Origin of the sequence: Phaeobacter sp. JH20_02 (genome assembly GCF_048056915.1) — a bacterium.
Classification (GTDB): domain Bacteria; phylum Pseudomonadota; class Alphaproteobacteria; order Rhodobacterales; family Rhodobacteraceae; genus Phaeobacter; species Phaeobacter bryozoorum.
Window position 1 is genome coordinate 554,080 of record NZ_JAYMVP010000028.1, and the last position, 18,349, is coordinate 572,428.

Below are 18,349 nucleotides of genomic sequence, written 5' to 3' on the forward strand. Positions count from 1 at the left end.
CCATGGCACAACAGCTGAGCTTTGACCTCCCGGCGAAACCGGCGCTTGGACGGGACGATTTCTTTGTCGCGCCCTCCAATGCGATGGCGGTGGCGATGCTGGATCCCGCCTTTGCCTGGCCCGGCGGCAAGCTGGTGCTGAGCGGGCCGAAACGCTCCGGCAAGACCCATCTGGTGCATGTCTGGGCCAGCAACTCCGGCGCGCGCATCCTGCCCGCCTGGCAGCTGACCAAGGCGGATGTGCCGCATCTGGCTGACGGCCCGATCGCCATCGAGGACGTGCCGGATATTGCCGATAACGCCGAGGCGCAGGATGCCCTGTTTCACCTGCATAATCTGGTTCTGGCCAATGGCCATGCGCTGATGCTGACCGGGCGGGCCGCACCGCATCTGTGGGCGATGTCGCTGCCCGATCTGCAAAGCAGGGTCGAAGGCGCGACCCATGCCCAGCTGCAACCGCCGGATGACGCGCTGCTGTCGGTGGTGCTGGCAAAACTGTTCAACGACCGGCAGATCACCCCGAAACCCGATGTGATCCCCTATCTGGTGGCGCATATGGACCGCTCCTTTGCCGCGGCCTCGCAGATCGTCGAGGAGCTGGACCGCCTGTCCCTCGCCGAAGGGCGGATGGTGTCGCGGGTGCTGGCGGTCGAGCTGATGTCGGACCGCCCTGCCCGAACCGCGCGCAGCCCGTCGCGGCCTGCGGAGAAACCAGCCGCCACCGCATCAGCCGATGCCGCAGACAGGTCCGGCGCTGCCGCAGCCTGCGATTGACCCGGCTTTGCCGATCCCCCATCCTGACGACACGTAACGGAGCCAACATGCACGTGACACCGGAGCCTGCCACCGCCGATTGGGGGCCTTTTGGCCGACCCTTGTTTGACGATCCGGGCGCCCGCGCCCTGTCACGGGTGGGCGTGGTGGATGTCGGCTCCAACTCGGTGCGGATGGTGATCTTTGACGGGGCCGCCCGTAGCCCCGCCTATTTCTACAACGAAAAAATCATGTGTGCCCTGGGCGCTGGCCTGTCGGAGACCGGGCGGCTGAACCCGGAGGGGCGCATCCGCGCCCTGTCGGCGCTGCGCCGGTTCCAGCATCTGGCCGCGGGCATGGACATGCCGCCGCTGTCGGTGGTGGCCACTGCGGCGGTGCGCGATGCCAGCGACGGGCAGGATTTCTGCGACGAGGTGCTGCGCGAAACCGGGCTGAAGATCTGGGTCATCGACGGTCAGGAAGAGGCGCGCCTGTCTGCGCAGGGCGTGCTGCTGGGCTGGCCCGGATCCTATGGTCTGGTCTGCGATATCGGTGGCTCCTCCATGGAGCTGGCAGAAATCCATGACGGTGAGGTCGGCAAACGGGTGACCTCCTCACTCGGCCCGCTGAAACTGCGCGACGTTGCGGGAGGCCGGCGTGGCCGCAAGGCGCATATCACCGAGGTGATGGAGGGCCTGCGCAGCGAGATGGGCCAGCAGAACGACCGGCTGTTTCTGGTCGGCGGCAGCTGGCGGGCGATTGCGCGGATCGACATGGCGCGGCGCGGCTACCCGCTGCGGGTCCTGCATGAATACCGCATGAGCGCCCAATCCGTGCGCGAGACCCTGCGCTATATCGAGACCCAGGACCTGGAAGAGCTGCGCGCCGAATGCGGTGTTTCCAGCGCCCGGATGTCGCTGGTGCCCTATGCCGCCGATGTGCTGTCGCGGCTGGTCAAGACCTTTCGGCCCAAGGATATCGCCGTCTCCAGCTATGGCATCCGCGAGGGGCTCCTCTATGAGCAGATGCCCCAGCGCCTGCGCGACCGCGATCCGCTGATCGAAGCCAGCCGCTTTGCCGAGCAGAAGGATGCCCGCATCCCCGGTTTTGGCCGCACGCTGTATGAATTCGTCTCGCCGCTGTTCAGATCCTCCGACCATGCCAAGACCCGGCTGGTGAAAGCCGCCTGCCTGCTGCATGACGTCAGCTGGCGCGCCCATCCCGACTATCGCGCCGAGGTCTGTTTCGACAACGCCACACGGGCCAATCTGGGCGGGCTGAAACACTCCGAACGGATCTTTCTCGGCCTTGCGCTGCTGCACCGCTATCGCAACAAGCGGCAGGGGACGGCGTTTGAATATCTCTATGATCTTCTGGACGAGCGCGGCAAGAAAGAGGCCGAGATCCTGGGCAAGGCGATGCGGTTCGGCGCCATGCTGATGGTCAGCAAGGATGGCGACATCGGCAAGCTGGTCTGGCAACCGCGCAAGAAACACCTGCTGCTGGAACTGCCGGCCGAGGCGGAGCCGCTGTTTGGCGAGGTTGCCGAAGCACGGCTAAGTTCCCTTGCCCGGTCGCTGGAGGCAGAGGTACGGGTGAAGATCCGCAAGTAACCGCTGGCCTGCCCCGCATCGGGTCAGACCCTCCCTTGCCGCTCTGGGCCGATCCTCAGCGCGTCACAGGTCGGTTGTGCCTTCGGGCAGATCGGTGTCCGGGCTGGCCTGCGGGGATCCACCCGGCGGCACGTCTGGAGCGTCCTGCGGCTTGCGGCGAATGATGATATCGCCATTGGGCAGGATTTCGGGACGTTCATAAACGCTCCAGTCCTCGACCTTGCCCGCAATCTCGGCCAGTGCAGGCCCCATCTCCGACAGGAACCCTTGCAGGCTTGGCCCGAATTCATCCGCCAGCGCCTGAAGATCGTCAAGCGCGGGCGCCATTTCCTGACGCAGCCCCTCCCAGAACAGCTCTGCCCCGCGCTGCATCAGGCTGCTGCCTTCGTCCTCTGGCGCGGGTGCGGTTTCGGCAGCCACCGGCGCTGTCAGCGGCAGCACCAGCAGCCCCGCAAGCGCAAGGCCGCGCATCGACTGAGGCGTCATTCGGAACCTAGGCATCATGTCATTGCCCCCTTTAGGGTTGGACGGGATTGCTTGCCGTCAATATAGGCGAAACACGCCAGGATTGAAGTGGCGACCACCACCGGCGGCGTCGCGCAGCCCCCGGTGCCGCCGGTGAACCTTTGAGGGCCTTCACCCAAGATCGAGATCAAGGCTGACTGGAAAGTGATCGGAGGCCGCCAGCAGCGCCTCGCGCAGATCGATATCCTCATAACAGGCGGCATCCTCGAACGGGTGCCAGATCCGCCAGCTCTGCGCCGATTGGCGCAGCCCGGAGGAGACCATGACATAATCCAGCAAGGCACTGAAATAGCGTTTGTTTGCCTTGTCATAAAAGCGTGCCGTGGTGGGCATTACCCGCAGCCGGGGTTGCAGCAGGCTCTGGGCGTTCGGATCATAGAGATCGCTCTCCATCACAATCTCGACCGAGGAGCGATTGAACAGCTGCTCATAGTCGTCAAGCCCCGGCCCGTCATTGAGATCGCCCATCACGATGACATCCCGCCCCTCGGCCAGAAGCTGCTCAACCCGGCGGCGCAGCCAGATCGCCTGTGCCAGCTGTTTGCGCCGGTTGGCAATCGAAAGGCTGACCGCGTGCCCTTCGGAGCGCGCGCCATGGGGCGCTTTCGATTTCAGATGCGCGCCGATCAGCGCCACCTCGCGCCCGCCGTTTGTGGTCAGGGTCAGCTCCAGCGGCGGTTTGGAAAACCGCACCGCATCCTTTTTGGCATCAATATCCAGATCAATGTGAAAGACACCGTCGAAACGCGGTGCCTCGGTGGTTTCCGCCGGTGTATGGGCCACCCGCAGCACCTGCGGATCGTAGAGAAAGGCAATTTCCTGCTGGGTGTCATTGGCAAAACCGATCAGCGCGTCGGTGCTGCGCAGCCCCGCCTCTCGCGCGAAATGTTCCAGCGCGCGCACGGTCTGGCGGCGACCATTGGTATCCGGGGCCTCGATCACCATGATGCCATCGGCATCGAGGCGTTGAAACACCCGCGCCAGCGCGCGTGTCTGACTGCTGCGATCCACCCCGTAGCGGCCCGAACTGCCAGCGTCCATCAGCAGGCGGTCCCCGGCGTCAAACAGCGAGGAGAACCATTCGACGTTATAGGTGACGAGCCGCATGGGCCGCACATCCGTTGATTTCATCCCAGGCGCGGTTGATGTCGATCATCCGCTTTTCCGCCAGCCGCACCGCCTCTTCGGGGACGCCACGGGCCATCATCGCATCCGGGTGGGTCTCTCGCACCAGCTTGCGCCAATGTTTGCGGATCTCCTCGCGCGGCATCTCTGGGGTCACCCCCAGCACCGTGTAGGGATCGCGCGGCGCATCGGCAACAAACCGCGCCCTCAGCGCCATGAACTGCTGCTCGCTCTGACCGAAGATGCGGCTGACCTCGGACAGGAATTCGTTTTCGCCGGGATGATAAAACCCATCCGCCATGGCGATGTGAAACAGTCCTTCCATCAGATCGCACAGCGTCTGCGGGTCATTGGCAAACATCTTCTGGATCCGCGCGGCATAGTCCTGATAGCCCGCAACATCGGTCCGGGCGAGATCAAACACCCGCGCAGCACCTGCCTCATCCTCCGCCGCGATCTGGAACACCTCGCGAAAGGCGGTGACCTCGTCGCGGGTGACCTGCCCGTCCGCCTTGGCCATTTTGGCACCAAGCGCAATCACCGCGATGGCAAAGGCAACGGTGCGTTCCGGTGGCGCGCGCAGGCTGTCGAAGACATCGCTGAGGCTCTGGCCAGAGGCCAGCGCAGCGAGCGCTTCGGTGATGCGGGTCCAAAGTGACATATGGCCAGCCTAGCCTGCTTTGGCCGGACTGTCAGCGGGGCCAACCCCTTTGGGAGAGAGAATTTTCTGCATCAGCACCAGATCCAGCCACTGGCCCCATTTGTAGCCGACCTCCGGCATCCGTCCGACCTCGACAAATCCCATGGCCGCGTGAAAGCCAAGTCCGCCTGCATTGAGCGCGCTGATGCCTGCGACCAGCACGTGGATGCCGTCCCGGCGCGCGACCTCCTCGATGGCGGCGATCAGCGCCCGGCCGGTGCCCCGGCCACGGGCCGCTTCGGTGAGGTAAATCGCATGTTCAGCGGTGCGGGCATAGCCGGGACCGGTGCGAAACCCGCCAAGGCTGATGTAGCCAAGGATCTGGCCCGCCTCCTCGGCCACCTGCACATAGGTGCCTTTCTCGGCGATCTCATCGCTGACCTGCGCGCCGGTCTTTTCCGCCGTGGTGAAGGTGATCAGCGTGTCGCGGATGATCTGGTTGGTGATCGCGGCGATTGCCTCTGCATCCGCTGCGGTGGCCGCCCGGACGATCATCGCAGCACCCGGCGCCCGTGGGGCGTGTCGAACTCAGCCTCGAAGGCGGCAGGGCCGCTGTGGATCTCGACCCGAGGATCATCAAACGGCAGCGCCTGCGCCAGTGCTGTGCTGTCCGGGTGCGACAGATGCAGGCGGCGCAGGGTGCAGCCCTGCGGGACCAGCGCGGCGGCGGGATGGGGGCTGTGCCATTGCATCAAGGCCGGGAACATATTGTCGAACGGCAGGATGCCATCAGCCGGCACCGCCATCTGCCAGCTGAGATCACCCCGTTGCAGATCGACAATCTCGCCCGTGCCCTCCGGGGCTGCCGCCAGCGCAGCCGTGAGATCGGCGCAGCGGCAGATCCAGTTGGTGATCCGTGCGGGGCCGTGGCGGCGGTCCAGATCGAACCAGCGCGGGCTGCGCTGCGGTGTGGCGGCGGGGTCGATGGCAATGGCCTCGAGATAGAGGCCATCAGCAAGCCCAAGAAGCCGGTTGTGGGTGCCAAAGACCGCATGGCTGCCGCCCGGCTGCATCGGCACGCCGAGGCTCTCCTCCACATGGGCAACCGCCTCTTCCAGTGTCGCGGCCGAAACGGCCAGATGATCGAGTTCCATGACATGCTCCCCGCTGATGGCGGCGAGACTAGCCACCCGCCGCCGGGGTGCAAGCGGCAATGTTGGAACCACGTGCGGGCGCCCCCAACACTGGCGATGTGACGGCAGGTGGCTGCCCAACATCCGGGCACAGATACATCCGGGCACAGATAGGAGGCAGCAGCTCTCCCGCCCGTCGGCGGCGGCGTCACAGACGCCCCCGCTCCCGTTGGGCATGGCATCGCGCATCGCGCGATGTCGGCAGCCAGCCGGACAGGCTGGCTGCCGCGCCCAAGGCCGCAAGGGGGGATTTGCCCATCTGGCAAAGGCCCCCGCGGGCGCGGGAGCGCTTATGAGCATGGGCAAGGCGGTCAGGCCGCAGCGCCGCCCTTGCCGGGCCGCAAATGCCGGCGGACCTGATCAGCCGCGCCGGTTACCCACCCTGGCGGATCAGCTTCAGGATGTCCTGCGCCGCTTCGGGAATATTGGTGCCGGGGCCAAAGATCGCCTTGACGCCATTGTCATAGAGGAACTGGTAATCCTGCTGCGGGATCACCCCGCCACAGATCACGATGATATCCTCGGCGCCCTGCGCCTTCAGCTCCTGCACCAGCTGCGGGGCCAGCGTCTTGTGCCCTGCGGCCTGCGACGAAATCCCGACCACATGGACGTCATTGTCGATGGCGTCCTGCGCGGCCTCTTCCGGGGTCTGGAACAGCGGGCCGACGTCAACGTCAAAGCCGATATCGGCAAAGGCGGTGGCGATCACCTTGGCCCCCCGGTCGTGACCGTCCTGCCCCATCTTGACCACCAGAAGACGCGGGCGACGGCCCTCTGCCTCGGCAAAGTCTTCGATGGATTTCTGAATGGCGGCAAAGCCTTCGTCGCCCTCATAGGCGGCGCCATAGACACCGGCCAGGGTCTTGACCTCGGCGCTGTGACGGCCGAATTCCTTTTCCATTGCCATGGAGATCTCTCCGACTGAGGCCCGCGCGCGGGCGGCTTCGACGGCGGCGGCCAGAAGGTTGCCACCTTCCTTTGCGACGCGGGTCAGATTGTCCAGCGCGGCCTCGCAGGCGGCGCTGTCGCGGCTGGCGCGGATCTGTTCCAGCCGGGCGATCTGGCTGTCGCGCACCTTGACGTTGTCGACATCCAGAATGTCGATCGGATCTTCCTTTTCCTTGCGGTATTTGTTGACCCCGACGATCACCTCTTCGCCCCGGTCGATCATCGCCTGACGACGGGCCGCGCTTTCCTCGATGCGCAGTTTCGGCATGCCGGAGGCCACGGCCTTGGTCATGCCGCCCATCTCCTCGACCTCTTCCATCAGCGCCCAGGCTTTCTCGATCAGCTCATTGGTGAGGCTTTCGACATAGTAGGAGCCAGCCAGCGGATCGACCACATTGGTGACGCCGGTTTCCTCCTGCAGCACCAGCTGGGTGTTGCGGGCGATGCGGGCAGAGAAATCGGTGGGCAGCGCGATGGCTTCGTCCAGCGCGTTGGTGTGCAGCGACTGCGTGCCGCCAAGCACCGCCGACATCGCCTCATAGGCGGTGCGGATCACGTTGTTGTAGGGGTCCTGCTCCTGCAAGGACACGCCCGAGGTCTGGCAATGGGTGCGCAGCATCTTGGAGCGGTCGGATTTGGCGCCAAAGTCGGTCATCACCCGGTGCCAGAGCGTGCGGGCGGCGCGCAGTTTGGCGATTTCCATGAAGAAATTCATGCCAATCGCAAAGAAGAAGCTCAGGCGGCCTGCGAATTTGTCGACATCCATGCCTGCCTCAATCGCGGCGCGGACATATTCGCGACCGTCCGCCAGCGTATAGGCCAGCTCCTGCACAAGATTGGCGCCGGCTTCCTGCATGTGATAGCCGGAAATGGAGATGGAATTGAATTTCGGCATCTCGTTCGAGGTATATTCGATGATGTCCGAGATGATCCGCATCGAGGGTTCCGGCGGATAGATATAGGTGTTGCGGACCATGAACTCCTTCAGGATATCGTTCTGAATGGTGCCTGCCAGCAGCGCCTTGTCATGGCCCTGCTCTTCGCCCGCGACGATAAAGCTGGCCAGGATCGGGATCACTGCGCCGTTCATCGTCATCGAGACCGAGACCTGATCCAGCGGGATGCCATCAAACAGGATTTTCATATCCTCAACGCTGTCGATGGCCACACCGGCCTTGCCGACATCGCCCATCACGCGGGGGTGGTCGCTGTCATAGCCGCGGTGGGTGGCAAGGTCGAAGGCCACCGAAACGCCCTGCTGCCCGGCCGCGAGGTTGCGGCGGTAGAAAGCGTTGGATTCCTCAGCCGTGGAGAAGCCCGCATATTGGCGGATGGTCCAGGGGCGACCTGCGTACATCGTGGCCTTCACGCCCCGGGTAAAGGGGCCAAAGCCGGGCAGCGTGCCCATATGAGGCAGATCCTTGCTGTCGGCCTCAGTATAAAGCGGTTTTACATCAATGCCTTCCAGCGTATTCCAGGTCAGCGCGTCCAGCGGGCGTCCGCGCAGCTCTTTTTCAGCCAGAGCCCGCCAATCGTCGGTTTTGGTCGTCATCGGAAGTTCCTCTTGTCAGGTCGTATGAGGGCGGGTTCGAGCCCACCGCATGTTTGTCAGGGTCACGCATCAGCTCTGCCAGACCGTCCGCGCCGCCTTGCAGCCACATCAGATCATCGGCGTAGCGCTCGCGCAGCGCTGCGGATTGAATGTCGGAAAACGGGGTCCAGCGGCCCTCGCCGCGCGGCAGGTCGCGGGCGACGGCTGCCGACAGGCGATGCCGCAGAGTCGGCAGCCCGTCTGAGCGGTTGAGACGATCCGAACAGGTGAACCGCGCCAGCCGCGTCCCGGTCAGCAGCGCCATCTGCACCTCTGGCCGGTCGCCATAGGTTTCATAGGGCAGCACCCGGATGCGGGCATTGGGCATGGCGCAGGCAATATCGGTGATCACATCGCGCCAGCTGCGCGGATGGGCGGCGATCCGCCCCAGCAGCGCGGCCGAGGGCAACGGGTGGCCATTGGTCACCATCCGGGTCAGCAGCGAGGTCCAGAACCGCTCCGGGCTGCGCAGGTTCAGCATCACATCGCGCACCTGCCCGTCAAAGGCGGCATCGAACCGCGCCATACGCACGCCGATGCTGCCATATAGCTGGCTCTGTTGCAGCAGGTCATTGGGACTGCCCATCATATTGGCGTCGCTGATCAGCAGCCGCGTGCTGCCGCTGGCGGCCTCGGTCGCGAGGCGCAGGCGCAGACGACCACGGGCGCGGGTTGCCAGGTCACGGCCCGTCACCGGGGCCGGGCCGGGATGGATGCCGTGGAACAGCCCGTCGCGGGTCTGGGCCGGTCCCCAGACCGCCAGCCCGTCACGGCGCAGCGCCGTTTCATGATGGGCAAGAAAGCCCTGAAAATATCCCGTAGCGCAGCGATGTGCGCCGATGTGCAGCATGATATCCATAGCCGGTCCCTTCCCGTTGGTGGCGCCGCGCGAGGCGGACAGCCCGGTTTGCAGAGGCCGGGAGGATGACATGGGCAGGCTGACAATAGGGTTAACAGCGGCTTTGGCCCCGAAGTGCGGGGTGGATTTTTTTGCCCGGCAAGCCGGATTGCCCATCGCAATTGGCGGGGCGGAGCATATATTCATCGCTACAGGAGAGCCGATGAAACAGTTGTTTGTCTTTGGAAAAACCCGATTTTGGCCCGCAGTCCCAGCTGCGGGCGCCGCGTTGGCGCTGCTGCTGGCGCTGCCCGGCCCGGCCATGGCGCAGGAGCCTGCAACAACCGAGGCCGCAGATGGCGCGCGCGGTGAGACCGCAACGATGATGGTCGAAGGCACCGATCCCGCCAGCGCCGCGCAGGAGCTGCCGCAGACCGCAGAAAACCTGGCGCAGGATCCGATCACCCAGCTGATCCGCGCCGGTGACAGCGTCGATCTGGACAGTCTCCTGTGGGTATACCGCCCCATCGTGGTCTTTGCCGACAGCCCTGCCGATCCGCGGTTCCACGAGCAGATGGAGCGGCTGACCGACGGCGCCGAGGCGCTGCTGGATCGCGATGTCATCGTGCTGACCGATACCGATCCAAGCGTGACGTCTGCGCTGCGCAAAACACTGCGGCCGCGCGGGTTCATGCTGGTTCTGATCGGCAAGGACGGCGGCGTCAAACTGCGCAAGCCGCAGCCCTGGACCGTGCGCGAGCTGAGCCGGACGATCGACAAATTTCCCGACCGGCTGCGCGAGGTGAAGGAACGGCGCGGCAGCTGAGCCGCCGCCGATGCACCGTGCCCCGCACCCGCGCGATGAAACGCGCCGTGATCCGGGGCCGCGTCCCGCAGCGGCTGGGTGGCAGATCGCAGGCCCATCACACCGCCCCGCCCTGCGCGTAGAACAGACGCCTGTTGGTGCGGTCCACCACCGCCATGAACCGGGCGCGTGGCTCAAAGATCAACACCGATGTCGGATCGAGCAGCGCGATCAGATAGGCGCGGCTCACCTCCTCCAGCATGCAGTCCTTGCCGACGATCCCGGCGGCAAAGATGCCATTTCCGCGCCCCTGATCCATCGTCATCACCTGAACCGAAACCATATTGGGGGACAGTCCGGGCACCTCAAAGGCGACGGGTTTGTCGTCATCGAGATGACGCAGCCCCGCCCGGACCGACCGTGCCTTGGTCAGCAGCGATGAAATCCGGGTGGCCTTGATTTCGAACACGCCTGCGGCGCAGTTGCGGCGGGAGAAGTAATACTGTGTCTCCCCCAGCTGCACCCAGTCGCCGACGGCGGCACGGGCCGCCGCCTCATCTTGCATGGCACAGCCCGCCAGCCCCGAAAGGACCAGCGCCAGACAGGCGACACGCGCCAGTTTGCGATATGGCTGCACCAACATCATCTGGTGTTATTCGAATTCCATGATCACTTCGTCAACGGCGAGGCTGTCACCGGCGGCGGCGTTGATCATGCTGACGACGCCTTTCCGCTCGGCGCGCAGGATGTTCTCCATCTTCATCGCCTCGATGGTGCAGAGCGCCTGACCTTCCTGAACCTCGTCGCCGACTTCGACCTCCAGTTTCACCACCAGACCCGGCATCGGGCAGAGCAGCAGTTTGGAGGTGTCGGGGGCGACTTTCTCGGGCATCAGCTTGGCCAGTTCCGCCTGTCGTGGCGTGCGCACATGAACCTTCAGATCGGCCCCGCGCGAGCGGATGCGGAACCCGCCGGAGATCTTGCCGACCTTCACCACCAGAGCATCACCGCCAACCGTCAGCCGGGCGAGTTGATCGCCCGGGGTCCAGTCCGAGGTGACGCGCAGGGTGCTGCCATCGTCAAACCGCACGGTGGAGCCGTCGCGGTCAGCGTCGATGATGACGTTGAAATCCATACCCTGAAGCGAGACCACCCAGTCGCTGCCGACCTTGCGTTCGTGGTTGTCCATCCGGCCCGACACGCGGGTGCGGCGGATTTCGGCAACCCGGTGCATGGCGGCAGAGGCGGCGGCAATCTTGCGCAGATCCTGCTCCGGCAGCTCCACCCCGACGAACCCTTCGGGATATTGCTCCTCGATAAAGGCGGTGGTCATGGTGCCCGCGATAAAGATCGGGTGATCCATCACCGCGCTGAGGAACGGCAGGTTGTGACCGATGCCTTCAACCTCGAAGCCGTCAAGCGCATCGCGCATGGCGGCAATCGCCGCCTCGCGTGTCGGCCCCCAGGTGCAGAGCTTGGCGATCATCGGGTCATAATACATCGAGATCTCGCCACCCTCAAAGACGCCGGTGTCATTGCGCACGGCGAGTTCGCCCGCAGGGGCGTCGCCCTGCCATTTGCCGCTGTCATGCAGCGGGCCTGCGGCGACTTCGGCGGGCGGACGATAGCGGGTCAGGCGGCCGATGGAGGGCAGGAAACCCCGATAGGGATCTTCGGCATAGAGGCGGTTCTCGATGGCCCAGCCGTTCAGTTTGACGTCGTTCTGGGTGATCGACAGCGGCTCACCGCCGGCAATGCGGATCATCTGTTCGACCAGATCGACACCGGTGATCAGCTCGGTGACCGGGTGTTCGACCTGAAGGCGAGTGTTCATTTCCAGGAAGTAGAAATTCTTGTCGCCATCGACGATGAATTCCACCGTGCCAGCGGAGGCGTAGCCCACCGCCTTGGCCAGGGCGACGGCCTGTTCGCCCATGGCGCGGCGGGTGTCCTCATCGAGGAAGGGCGACGGCGCCTCTTCGACGACTTTCTGGTTGCGGCGCTGGATCGAGCATTCGCGCTCCCCCAGATAAATGCCATTGCCATGGCCATCGCAGAGCACCTGAATTTCGATATGGCGCGGCTGGGTGACGAATTTCTCGATGAAGATCCGGTCGTCGCCAAAGGAGTTCGCCGCCTCGTTCTTGGAGGATTGGAACCCTTCGCGGGCCTCATCATCGGACCAGGCGATCCGCATCCCCTTGCCACCACCACCGGCAGAGGCCTTGATCATCACCGGATAGCCGATCTCGTTGGAGATTTTCACCGCCTCGTCAGCGTCGGCAATCAGGCCCATGTAGCCGGGCACGGTGGAGACGCCAGCCTCCTGCGCGATCTTCTTCGAGGTGATCTTGTCACCCATGCTTTCGATGGCGCCCACCGGCGGGCCGACAAAGGCGACGCCTTCGGCGGCCAGCGCCTCGGCGAATTTGGCGTTTTCCGACAGGAAGCCATAGCCCGGATGCACCGCCTGCGCACCGGTTGCACGGATTGCCTCCATCACCTTGTCGATGACGATATAGGACTGGTTGGCGGGCGGCGGGCCGATGTGGACAGCTTCATCAGCCATTTCGACATGCAGGGCCTGCTTGTCGGCGTCCGAGTAGATGGCAACGGTCTTGATGCCCATCTTGCGGGCGGTCTTGATGACCCGGCAGGCGATTTCGCCCCGGTTGGCAATCAGGATCTTTTCAAACATTGGCTGTCCCTTGTCTTCGGTGGGTGACGGAGCCCTGCCCCGTCACGGTCTTGGCTTCGTCAGAACACAAAAAAGGCCGCGCCGGAGGGGTCTCCGGGTGCGGCCTTTGTGCGGTGATATATATGTGGCGCGCGGCCACCGCCCCTGCGGCGAGGCGGTCAGACGGCGTTGCTGTCAGGGCATGGCTGCGGCGATACAGGCGCGTGCCTGCGGCGCCACCGGCAGGCCTAGCACTTGCGCGGATTTTCCTTGCAGTAGATGACGTTGGCCGCAGCACCAACAGCGGCACCTGTGACCAGGTTGCCGTTGAGCAGCGCCGAGCCGACGGCACCGGCACCGGCACCGTAAACAACCTGTTCGCCGGTGGTGTCGCCACAGGCCGCAAGCGCGGTGCAGAGGCCAAAAGCCGCAAGAATGAGTTTTGCCTGCATTGGAATGATCCTTCGTTTTGTGATCCAAGCTCTGCGCAACTGTTCGCAGCACGGTCCAGAGCAAACAAGGATTTCTGTTGCGGATCAGGGGAATGCGCAGAAGCCTGCCAAACACTGGGGGGCAATTGGCAAGCTTCCGCCTTTGCATCCAAGGAAAAAATGGGCAGGCCGCGATTGGGGGGGCAAACCTGCCCTTCCAGGCGAAGGGGCTGGATCAGATGCACGACAGGCTGACCTGTCACGACCAGAGTGCACAGCCCGCGCCACAGAAACATCCCCTGAGTTGCAAAACACGCCAATTTGGCGAGAAGTTGCGCAAACCGGGATCTGCCCTGCAGGATTACGCCGAAATCGGCCCGGAATGCCCGGCTCGCGCCGCATATAGTGTCACCGCCCCGCGATCTGACCCTCCCTGCGGCCGGGTTTGCCGCGGGGCTCGCCACATCGCGCAGGGGCAAGAGATTCGCCGGGACCCGATCACAGCCACCGCGCGGCGGTCGCGCGAGGCGACGACAGCTCTGCACAGGGATATGGTCGGGCCCGGCAAACATCTCAGCGCGCGCTCCCGTCGAAGACTTCGGGAAAGGACAGCTGGGCAACATCGACATTGATGACCAGCAGCGCCTCATAGCTTTCGGGATCAAACGGGTCTTCGGCCGGGATCACCTCGCGGCCGAACAGCCAGCTCAGACGACCTGCATCCAGATTACCACGTTCAAAGGGCTGATCGCCAAAGCAGTCCCACAGCGCCTGCATGAAGCCCGCATCGGCGCGCCGGTCTGCCGGGCGACGGTCGCGGAACCGTTCGCGACGGGTGATCGGCGTAACCCCCTTGGGGTTGGGACGGCGGATGACGAATTGAAAATCGGTGCCCGGCAGACGGCCGGGGAAACCGCGGTGTTTTAGCATGATGGTGCCTCCGATCCGGCACCCCGCGGGACGGTAGAGTCCGGCCGCAGGGCCGGACCCCTGTCGTGATTACTTGTATTTGCCGGTGTAAACGGGCTCAGCCGAAATCGGCTCGGGCTCGACAACGACGTATTCTTCTTCCTGCTGTGCGCAGGCTGCGGCGGCTGCAAGCAGGCCCGCCAGGGCAACGAGTTTGATGCTCTTGGACATTTCTGTCTCCCAATTGTGTCTTTGAAACCTGCGCGGGCCACGGCCGGCGCCTGCCTCATCCTCAAATAACAGATCACGCTCATGTGATCTGACGAGAGAGTAGCGGAGATGTGCGGGGTTTCACATCCCAAAGCCGGATCCGACGACACTTCGGCGGGCAAAGCTGCAAAAAAGCGCCAGTTTTCAGCCTGCATCGGCGTCTTTGTGACACCGGGGGACACCAGAACCGGCGGCAGCTGCCGGGCTGTAGCGGCCCGCAGCCCGCGGGGCAGACAACAGATCATCAGAATGCCTCCCAGATGCAGCTGTCACCCTCGGGGCGGTAGCTTTCAAAGAACTGTGTCGCCGCCGCATCCGCCGCCCCAAAGGGCACTTCGCGGTCCGACAGCGATATCACCACCCGGACCGGCTCAAGCCCATGCTGGTGCAGATAGGCCAGAACCAGGGTCTGGCACAGGTGATCCATATCCGGGGCGGCCTGTTCATAGCTGATCAGCGCCGCGTCGCGGGCAATCTGCGGCGCAAGAAAGCGAAAGCGCACCCAAAGCTCGCCGGTGCTGTCGTCCAGAAGAACCTCATGCAGATCGACCTCCTGCCCCGATGGCAGATCAATTGGCAGCGATCCGGCCTGCGCAGCCGCGCCAAGGGCAAGCAGAACCGAGACCCCGGATGCCGTCACGGCAGATTTGATGACAGGCCCAATACCGCAGCCCCGACCCCAAAAACGATGGGCTCCTCCTGTCGGGGCTGCAGGCGCTGCACACGCGGTGCGCGCTGTCCGATATGAGCTGGCGCGGATCATGTGTCAGATTCGGTTCCGGTGTCAAACAAAGATACAAATGTGGGCGCAAACATCTGAGATTGTTCAAATTGATCACATTTTGCGAACAATCCACCCGATATGCCGGCGATTGGTTCCAGCCCGCTGATTTCCAACAGGCTTTTGCCATCGGGGTGGCGGCAGATCGCGGCATAGGCAGGCGCTGACATCTGAGTTGTATCCTCATCACCCCTCGCAACCAAGGCGATATTTACCTTTGGCCGCAAGGGTCTGGGTCAGGAAATCCGGAACGGGTCCGGGTGTTACAGCGGGATATTGTCGTGTTTCTTCCACGGGTTTTTGAGCTGCTTGCCCCGCAGCGACGCAAAGGCACGGCTGACGCGTTTGCGGGTGGATTGCGGCATGATCACCTCGTCGATGAAGCCGCGTTCCGCCGCCACAAAGGGATTGGCAAAGCGTTCTTCGTAATCCTTTGTGTGCTCGGCAATCTTGTCGGCATCCGCCAGATCAGCGCGGTGGATGATTTCGGTCGCACCCTTGGCCCCCATCACGGCGATCTCCGCCGTCGGCCAGGCGTAGTTGAAATCGCCACGCAGATGTTTGGAGGCCATCACGTCATAGGCGCCGCCATAGGCCTTGCGGGTGATCACGGTAACCTTCGGCACCGTCGCCTCGCCATAGGCAAACAGCAGCTTTGCCCCATGTTTGATGACGCCGCCATATTCCTGGCTGGTCCCAGGCAGGAAGCCCGGCACATCAACCAGCGTCAGGATCGGGATCTCGAAACAGTCACAGAAGCGCACGAACCGCGCCGCCTTGCGGCTGGAATCGATATCGAGACAGCCCGCCAGAACCATCGGCTGGTTGGCAACAACACCCACGGTCTGCCCTTCAAGGCGGATAAAGCCGGTGATGATGTTCTTGGCGAAATCTTCCTGAATTTCGTAGAAATCCCCCTCGTCCGCGACTTTGTGAATCAGCTCCTTCATGTCGTAGGGCGTGTTGGGATTCTCTGGAATCAGCGTATCGAGCGAGGCTTCGACGCGGCCCGGCTCATCAAAGAAGGGGCGAACCGGCGGTTTTTCGCGATTGTTCAGTGGCAGGAAGTCGACCAGCCGGCGGACCTCCGCCAAGGCTTCGACGTCGTTTTCAAAGGCGCCATCAGCCACCGAGGACTTCTTTGTGTGGGTCGAGGCGCCGCCCAGTTCCTCGGCGGTGACGACCTCGTTGGTGACGGTCTTCACCACATCGGGGCCGGTCACGAACATGTAGGATGTGTCCTTCACCATGAAGATGAAATCGGTCATCGCGGGCGAGTAGACCGCGCCGCCGGCACAGGGGCCCATGATGACGGAAATCTGCGGCACCACGCCCGAAGCCATGATGTTGCGCTGGAACACCTCGGCGTAGCCCGCAAGCGAGGCGACACCTTCCTGAATGCGCGCGCCACCGGAATCGTTGATGCCAATGACCGGCGCGCCATTCTGCACCGCCATATCCATGATCTTGCAGATCTTTTGCGCGTGGGTTTCCGACAGAGAGCCGCCGAACACCGTGAAATCCTGACTGAAGACATAGACCATCCGGCCATTGATGGTGCCCCAGCCGGTAACCACGCCATCGCCCGCCGGGCGCTGTTTTTCCATGCCGAAATCGGTGCAGCGATGCGCCACGAACATGTCGAATTCTTCGAAACTGCCCTCGTCCAACAGCAGCTCGATCCGCTCGCGCGCGGTCAGTTTACCGCGCCCATGCTGAGCGTCGATCCGCTTTTGTCCGCCCCCCAGTCGCGCTGCGTTGCGACGGTCTTCCAGCTCGGAAAGGATATCTTTCATGGCCATGCCCCCTGTTGAATTTCAGGCGACCATAGACGCTGCACAGGAGAAGCCAAAGTCAATAATGGCAAATTTGCAAAGCATTTGCGTAACAGATGCGCTAATTTGCAAACAGGCACAGAACCGCGCAGAAACCGCCGAAGCGGCGGGTGTTCTTGATGTGCTGACCGATGTGCTCGTATCACCGGGGCCGAGCAACGGAGACGGAACACCCCCCATGTTACACCCTTCCCAGATCATACAGGCCATGCAGTTCGACGGGTTCTACACCCGCAATCCGATCAACACGGATAACGCCCCCCGGCTGACCATCACCTATCAATTCGCGGGCAGCTCCGCGCCCGGCGATCTGCCGACCGGCAGCACATATTCCGGCTGGCAGAGTTTCAGCGCCGCGGAACGGGCTGCCTTTGCCGAGGCGTTCGACCATATCGAAACCTTCCTGAACGTCGATTTTGTCGAGGTGCGGGGCGCGGCTGATCCCGACCTGAACCTCGGCTCCGTCACCATCCCCGGCAGCACGGTCGGGATCGGCGGCTACAGCATGAGCTTTCGCGGCAGTGATATCAGCAGCTGGGACGGCTATGCGGTTTTTGACAACACCCTGGATATGTCACAGGACAACCGTGAAAGCCTCATCCTGCATGAACTGGGACATGCTCTTGGTCTTCAGCACACCCATGATTCAAGCCTGCCCGAAGGCTATGACAGCAACCTCTATTCGGTGATGTCCTACCGCGAGAACCCGCTGAACGGTCAGGACAGCGATGCGATGATGCTGTTTGACGTGCTGGCGCTGCAGGACATCTGGGGTGCCGTCGATTACAGCACCGGCAACTCTACCTATCGCGGATCGCGCACCGACACCGTGGATGTGATCTGGGACACCGGTGGCCGCGACACCTTCAACGCCAGCGACCGCAGCACGGCGGTGACACTGGATCTGCGCGAGATGCATTTCTCAAGCTTTGACACCGAAAGCGATGTGACAATTGCCCATAGCGTCACCATCGAGAACGCCATCGGCGGGCGAGGCCGGGATTTGATCATCGGTAATGACGCCAACAACCGGCTGGTCGGCGGCGGCGGACGGGACACCCTGCGCGGCGATGGCGGCAATGATGCCTTGAACGGCAACAGCGGGATTGACCTGCTCGTCGGTGGCGGCGGCAATGACCGCCTGAACGGCGCCGGCGGCAATGATCGTCTGGTGGGCAACAGCGGCGCCGATATCTTCATCTTTGCCCGCAATGGCGGCAATGATACCATCCGCGATTTTCAGGACGATATCGACACGCTGCGCATCGTCGGCCACGGCAGCAGAACCGAGGTGCTCGCCCGCGCCAGCGAGGTGGGCGACGATCTATACTTCGACCTTGATGGCAACAACAGCGTCACGCTGCGCAATATGACCCTGGATCAGATCAGCGACGATCTGCTGGTCTGAGGCTGCGC

General features: G+C 63.4%; 18 protein-coding genes. 4 read left to right on the forward strand and 14 right to left on the reverse strand.

Translation table 11 applies throughout. The features are described from left to right. Positions 1-2: 2 nt before the first annotated feature. Positions 3-773, forward strand: a complete 771-nt coding sequence (locus VWY34_RS16750) for a DnaA ATPase domain-containing protein (RefSeq protein WP_340546024.1) — start codon at positions 3-5, stop codon at positions 771-773. A gap of 47 nt (positions 774-820) precedes the next feature. Continuing rightward, positions 821-2,365, forward strand: coding sequence for a Ppx/GppA family phosphatase (locus tag VWY34_RS16755; protein ID WP_416535123.1), 1,545 nt, complete (start codon positions 821-823; stop codon positions 2,363-2,365). A gap of 63 nt (positions 2,366-2,428) precedes the next feature. On the opposite strand, the gene VWY34_RS16760 is transcribed toward VWY34_RS16755, so the two are convergent. The 7 genes from VWY34_RS16760 to VWY34_RS16790 form a co-directional block, all read right to left on the reverse strand. Next, entirely contained in the window at positions 2,429-2,869 is a 441-nt protein-coding gene (locus VWY34_RS16760; protein ID WP_416546310.1) for a hypothetical protein, read from the reverse strand. A 132-nt stretch (positions 2,870-3,001) separates the two neighbouring features. Beyond that, entirely contained in the window at positions 3,002-3,997 is a 996-nt protein-coding gene (locus VWY34_RS16765; RefSeq protein ID WP_416546313.1) for an endonuclease/exonuclease/phosphatase family protein, read from the reverse strand. Beyond that, on the reverse strand, positions 3,978-4,676 hold the full coding sequence (locus VWY34_RS16770) for a TerB family tellurite resistance protein (protein WP_416546315.1): 699 nt from the start codon (positions 4,674-4,676) through the stop codon (positions 3,978-3,980). Before VWY34_RS16770 ends, VWY34_RS16765 begins: the two co-directional genes overlap by 20 nt. 9 nt (positions 4,677-4,685) lie before the next feature. Beyond that, a complete protein-coding gene (locus VWY34_RS16775; RefSeq protein WP_416546317.1) occupies positions 4,686-5,210 on the reverse strand; it encodes a GNAT family N-acetyltransferase in 525 nt (174 codons plus the stop codon). Further along, positions 5,207-5,809 (reverse strand): VOC family protein, encoded by a 603-nt coding sequence (locus tag VWY34_RS16780; RefSeq protein WP_416546319.1) that lies wholly within the window; start codon positions 5,807-5,809, stop codon positions 5,207-5,209. The genes VWY34_RS16775 and VWY34_RS16780 overlap by 4 nt, the downstream gene beginning before the upstream one ends. A gap of 412 nt (positions 5,810-6,221) precedes the next feature. Then, positions 6,222-8,348 carry a methylmalonyl-CoA mutase gene (scpA, locus tag VWY34_RS16785; RefSeq protein WP_416535118.1) on the reverse strand — a complete coding sequence of 709 codons (2,127 nt, stop codon included), beginning with the start codon at positions 8,346-8,348 and terminating at the stop codon, positions 6,222-6,224. Next, a complete protein-coding gene (locus tag VWY34_RS16790; RefSeq protein WP_416535117.1) occupies positions 8,311-9,246 on the reverse strand; it encodes a hypothetical protein in 936 nt (311 codons plus the stop codon). The genes scpA and VWY34_RS16790 overlap by 38 nt, the downstream gene beginning before the upstream one ends. A 202-nt stretch (positions 9,247-9,448) precedes the next feature. Between VWY34_RS16790 and VWY34_RS16795 the strand changes: the two genes are divergently transcribed. Next, positions 9,449-10,051: a DUF4174 domain-containing protein gene (locus VWY34_RS16795; RefSeq protein WP_374015580.1), complete on the forward strand. Its 603-nt coding sequence runs from the start codon at positions 9,449-9,451 to the stop codon at positions 10,049-10,051. 97 nt (positions 10,052-10,148) lie between these two features. Here VWY34_RS16795 and VWY34_RS16800 read toward each other — a convergent pair whose 3' ends face one another. From VWY34_RS16800 to VWY34_RS16830, 7 genes are all read right to left on the reverse strand, one after another. Further along, complete coding sequence (locus VWY34_RS16800; RefSeq protein WP_416546321.1) at positions 10,149-10,673, reverse strand: hypothetical protein; 525 nt, start codon at positions 10,671-10,673, stop codon at positions 10,149-10,151. Positions 10,674-10,682: 9 nt separating this feature from the next. Continuing rightward, the gene (locus tag VWY34_RS16805) at positions 10,683-12,728 is read right to left on the reverse strand and encodes an acetyl-CoA carboxylase biotin carboxylase subunit (RefSeq protein WP_416546323.1); all 2,046 of its coding nucleotides are present in this window, start codon (positions 12,726-12,728) and stop codon (positions 10,683-10,685) included. A 227-nt stretch (positions 12,729-12,955) separates the two neighbouring features. After that, positions 12,956-13,159 (reverse strand): hypothetical protein, encoded by a 204-nt coding sequence (locus tag VWY34_RS16810; RefSeq protein ID WP_340546034.1) that lies wholly within the window; start codon positions 13,157-13,159, stop codon positions 12,956-12,958. A gap of 552 nt (positions 13,160-13,711) precedes the next feature. Then, the gene (locus VWY34_RS16815) at positions 13,712-14,068 is read right to left on the reverse strand and encodes a hypothetical protein (protein ID WP_416535115.1); all 357 of its coding nucleotides are present in this window, start codon (positions 14,066-14,068) and stop codon (positions 13,712-13,714) included. 69 nt (positions 14,069-14,137) lie between these two features. Beyond that, on the reverse strand, positions 14,138-14,278 hold the full coding sequence (locus tag VWY34_RS16820) for a hypothetical protein (protein WP_014880466.1): 141 nt from the start codon (positions 14,276-14,278) through the stop codon (positions 14,138-14,140). 283 nt (positions 14,279-14,561) lie between these two features. Beyond that, complete coding sequence (locus tag VWY34_RS16825) at positions 14,562-14,957, reverse strand: DUF6497 family protein (protein ID WP_260104883.1); 396 nt, start codon at positions 14,955-14,957, stop codon at positions 14,562-14,564. A gap of 404 nt (positions 14,958-15,361) precedes the next feature. Continuing rightward, complete coding sequence (locus VWY34_RS16830; RefSeq protein ID WP_416535113.1) at positions 15,362-16,894, reverse strand: acyl-CoA carboxylase subunit beta; 1,533 nt, start codon at positions 16,892-16,894, stop codon at positions 15,362-15,364. Between the two features lie 217 nt (positions 16,895-17,111). Between VWY34_RS16830 and VWY34_RS16835 the strand changes: the two genes are divergently transcribed. Continuing rightward, on the forward strand, positions 17,112-18,341 hold the full coding sequence (locus tag VWY34_RS16835; protein ID WP_416546325.1) for a M10 family metallopeptidase: 1,230 nt from the start codon (positions 17,112-17,114) through the stop codon (positions 18,339-18,341). Positions 18,342-18,349 lie beyond the last annotated feature (8 nt).